Source organism: Microcystis sp., assembly GCF_048564745.1.
Lineage (GTDB): Bacteria > Cyanobacteriota > Cyanobacteriia > Cyanobacteriales > Microcystaceae > Microcystis > Microcystis ichthyoblabe_A.
This window is the reverse complement of record NZ_JBLZRT010000191.1, coordinates 1-3,422: the sequence shown is the minus strand read 5'-3', so window position 1 is coordinate 3,422 and position 3,422 is coordinate 1. Positions and strand designations below refer to the sequence as shown.

Genomic DNA, 3,422 nt, shown 5'->3' with positions numbered 1-3,422 from the left:
CAGTTATCGGTTATCAGTTATCAGTTATCAGTTATCAGTTATCAGTTATCAGTTATCAGTTATCAGTTATCAGTAGTCAGGAGATTATTTTTATTTATTCTCCCCACACCCCACACCCCACACCCTACACCCCACACCCCATACCCTACACCCCACACCCCACACCCGTTCGGCTGAGCTCACGGCCGAAGCCCACACCCCACACCCCACACCCTACACCCCACACCCTACACCCCATACCCTACACCCCACACCCCACACCCCACACCCCATACCCTACACCCCACACCCCACACCCCACACCCCACACCCCACACCCCACACCCCACACCCCACTTCCCGATTTCCGCTCCTATAACCCAACCCCCTAAACCCTAAGACTGCCCGATTTTGCTAGGATAAGAAATGTAACAAGAATCTTTCTCAACAGTCGGATAATTCATGGGCAACGATACCATCACCTTACTCTCCCCACGGGAAATTGACAAAATGCGACGGGCCGGACGATTAGCGGCTAAACTGTTAGATCATCTGGCAGAAATGGTTAAACCGGGGGTAAGTACCCTAGAAATCAATGATGAGGCAGAACGTTGGACTCGCGCCCATGGAGCCAAAAGTGCGCCCCTAGGATACCATGGCTTTCCTAAGTCCATCTGTACTAGCATTAACGAGGTTATCTGTCACGGCATCCCCAGCTCCGATCAAATCCTCAAAGACGGCGATATTATTAACATCGATGTCACCCCGATTTTAGAAGGTTATCACGGCGATACTTCGCAGACTTTCTTTGTCGGTACTCCCTCCCCCCTGGCCAAAAAGTTAGTGGAAGTTACCAGAGAATGTCTGCAAAGAGGCATAGATGCAGTGCAGCCGGGGGGGAGAATCGGCGATATTGGCGCAGCTATCCAAGAATATGCCGAAGGACAAGGATTTTCGGTGGTTAGAGATTTTGTCGGTCATGGTATCAGTAATGTCTTTCACACTGGGCCACAGGTTCCCCACTACGGCATTCGCGGCAAGGGCAAAAAAATTCGCCCCGGCATGGTATTCACCATTGAACCAATGATTAATGAGGGAACCTGGCAACATATTGTCTTAAAAGACGGTTGGACTGCTATTACTAAAGATGGTAAACTTTCGGCCCAATTTGAACACACCATCGCCGTCACCGAAACCGGTGTGGAAATTCTCACTGTACCCGATTAAAAAAGCCATCAGCTTTTTAGCTATCAGACTTCGGTGTGAGCTTTTGTCGAAGGCTTTTTTCTCCCTTCTCCCTTCTCCCCTCTCTCTTCTCCCACTTCACCACCTCCCCACCCCCCCACTTCCCACTTCCCACTGATAACTGAATGTATGCAGTATCGTCGTTTCGGTCGCACTAATCTACAAATGCCGGTTTTTTCCTGTGGGGGAATGCGCTATAAATTTCAGTGGCAGGATCTGCCAATGTCGCAAATTCCCGACGAGAATCAAGGCAATTTAGAGGCAATTATCAATAAATCTCTGGAAGTGGGGATTAATCACATCGAAACCGCTAGGGGTTACGGCACTTCCGAGATGCAATTAGGCAAAATTTTGCCGCAACTACCGAGAGATGAGATTATCGTGCAGACGAAAGTTTCTCCTAGTCAAGATGTGCGGGAATTTCGCCGTAAATTTGAGCAATCCCTGCAATTTTTACGGTTAGATTATGTGGATTTGTTGGGCATCCATGGCATCAACACCGCTGAAATTCTCGATTACACTATGGCCGAGGGCGGTTGTTGGCAAGAGGCAAAAAAATTACAGCAACAGGGAAAAGTTCGTTTTATCGGTTTCTCCACCCATTCACCAACTGATGTAATTGTCAAGACTATTGCAACAAATTGTTACGATTACCTCAATCTGCACTGGTACTATATTTTTCAGAATAACTGGCCAGCCATAGAAGCGGCAAAACAGCACGATATGGGGGTTTTTATCATTAGTCCCTCCGATAAGGGCGGCCATCTCTACAATCCTCCCCCTAAGCTCGTCGCTCTCTGTTCTCCTCTCAGTCCGATGGTTTTTAATGACCTATTCTGTCTCAGTCATCCGGCCGTCCATACCCTGAGTATTGGTGCAGCGCGAGCCAGAGATTTTGATGAACACCTGAAAACTTTACCCTTACTCGATCGAGCCGAGGAGATTTTACCGGCAATTATCGAGAGATTGCAAGGGGAGATGATCAACTGTTTAGGCGATAATTGGGTGAAAACTTGGTCTGTGGGTTTACCTAGCTGGGAAAATACCCCCAATCACATCAATATTCGTTCTATCCTCTGGTTACGCAATCTCGCTATCGCCTACGATATGATCGACTTTGCCAAGGCCAGATACAATCTCTTGGGAAATGGGGGTCATTGGTTCCCCGGTCAACAGGCAAAAGAGGTGGAAAAACTCGATTTAACTGCCTGTTTAGCCGCTAGTCCCCACGCTGATAAAATTCCCTATCTTCTCGCCGAAACTCATCGATTATTGTCGGGAGAGATGGTACAACGCTTAAGCAGTAGTTAAAATTCGATGCCGGGTTGCGCTTTCACTCCCTGTTGACGAAAGGGATGTTTAATTAACTTCATTTCCGTGACTAAATCCGCTATCTCGATTAATTCGGGTAAAGCTCCTCTACCAGTGAGAATAACGTGACAATTAGCGGGTTTTCGGGCTAAACCAGCGATAACTTCCTGAATATCCAGATAGCCGAATTTAAGAGCGATATTGATCTCATCGAGTAAAATTAATTTATATTGGGGATTTTCGAGAAAAGTTAGGGCTTTTTGCCATGCTTCTTGGGCTTTCTCTATATCTCTTTCTCTATCTTGGGTTTCCCAGGTAAAACCCTCCCCCATAGCATAAAACTCGATTTGTTCCCCCCAAACACTAAAAATCTTTTGTTCGGCAGGTTCCCAAGCACCTTTGATAAATTGTACCACCGCCACTTTGTAACCATGACCGAGGGAACGTAAAACCATACCGAGGGCTGCCGTGGTTTTTCCCTTACCATCCCCGGTATTAACGATAATTAAACCTTTTTCAGCAATTTTTTCGGCTAAACGTTCCTCTTGGATGACCTTGCGGCGCTGCATTTTTTCTTTGTATTGTTCGGGAGTGAGTTGCATTCGGGTCTGTCCAGTCAAATCAAGATAATTGTAACTCAAGGGGTTATTGATCGCTGTTTGCAGATTTTAGCTGGCTAAATTGTCTCAGGATTGATGCCTAATTCTCGTAATTTTGCCGCTAATCTTTCCTTAGCTTGTCGTTCTTGTTCTTTTTCTAAAAGAGCCTGTTCTTTTGCCTGTCGTTCTTGTTCTTTTTCTAAAAGAGCCTGTTCTTTTGCTTGTCTTTGCTGTAATTCAGCTTCTTGGGGAGTGGGAACCAATTGACCATCGGCGGTAAAATAACGC

The 3,422-nt window shown here is 46.4% G+C and carries 3 protein-coding genes and 1 pseudogene; 2 read left to right on the top strand and 2 right to left on the bottom strand.

All coding sequences use genetic code 11. The features are described 5' to 3' along the window. Positions 1-441: 441 nt before the first annotated feature. The gene (map, locus tag ACOCD9_RS20170) at positions 442-1,206 is read left to right on the top strand and encodes a type I methionyl aminopeptidase (RefSeq protein ID WP_287702381.1); all 765 of its coding nucleotides are present in this window, start codon (positions 442-444) and stop codon (positions 1,204-1,206) included. 147 nt (positions 1,207-1,353) lie between these two features. After that, positions 1,354-2,535 carry an aldo/keto reductase gene (locus tag ACOCD9_RS20165; protein ID WP_287702379.1) on the top strand — a complete coding sequence of 394 codons (1,182 nt, stop codon included), beginning with the start codon at positions 1,354-1,356 and terminating at the stop codon, positions 2,533-2,535. On the opposite strand, the gene cobO is transcribed toward ACOCD9_RS20165, so the two are convergent. Then, positions 2,532-3,137 (bottom strand): cob(I)yrinic acid a,c-diamide adenosyltransferase, encoded by a 606-nt coding sequence (cobO, locus tag ACOCD9_RS20160; protein WP_002789509.1) that lies wholly within the window; start codon positions 3,135-3,137, stop codon positions 2,532-2,534. The genes ACOCD9_RS20165 and cobO overlap by 4 nt on opposite strands. 74 nt (positions 3,138-3,211) lie before the next feature. Continuing rightward, a pseudogene (locus ACOCD9_RS20155) lies at positions 3,212-3,422 on the bottom strand (Uma2 family endonuclease); the annotation flags it as partial.

Coding starts and splice junctions, on each gene's coding strand:
- ACOCD9_RS20165 (WP_287702379.1), top strand. CDS start 1,354: ATGCAGTATCGTCGTTTCGGTCGCACTAATCTACAAATGCCGGTTTTT.
- map (WP_287702381.1), top strand. CDS start 442: ATGGGCAACGATACCATCACCTTACTCTCCCCACGGGAAATTGACAAA.
- cobO (WP_002789509.1), bottom strand. CDS start 3,137: ATGCAACTCACTCCCGAACAATACAAAGAAAAAATGCAGCGCCGCAAG.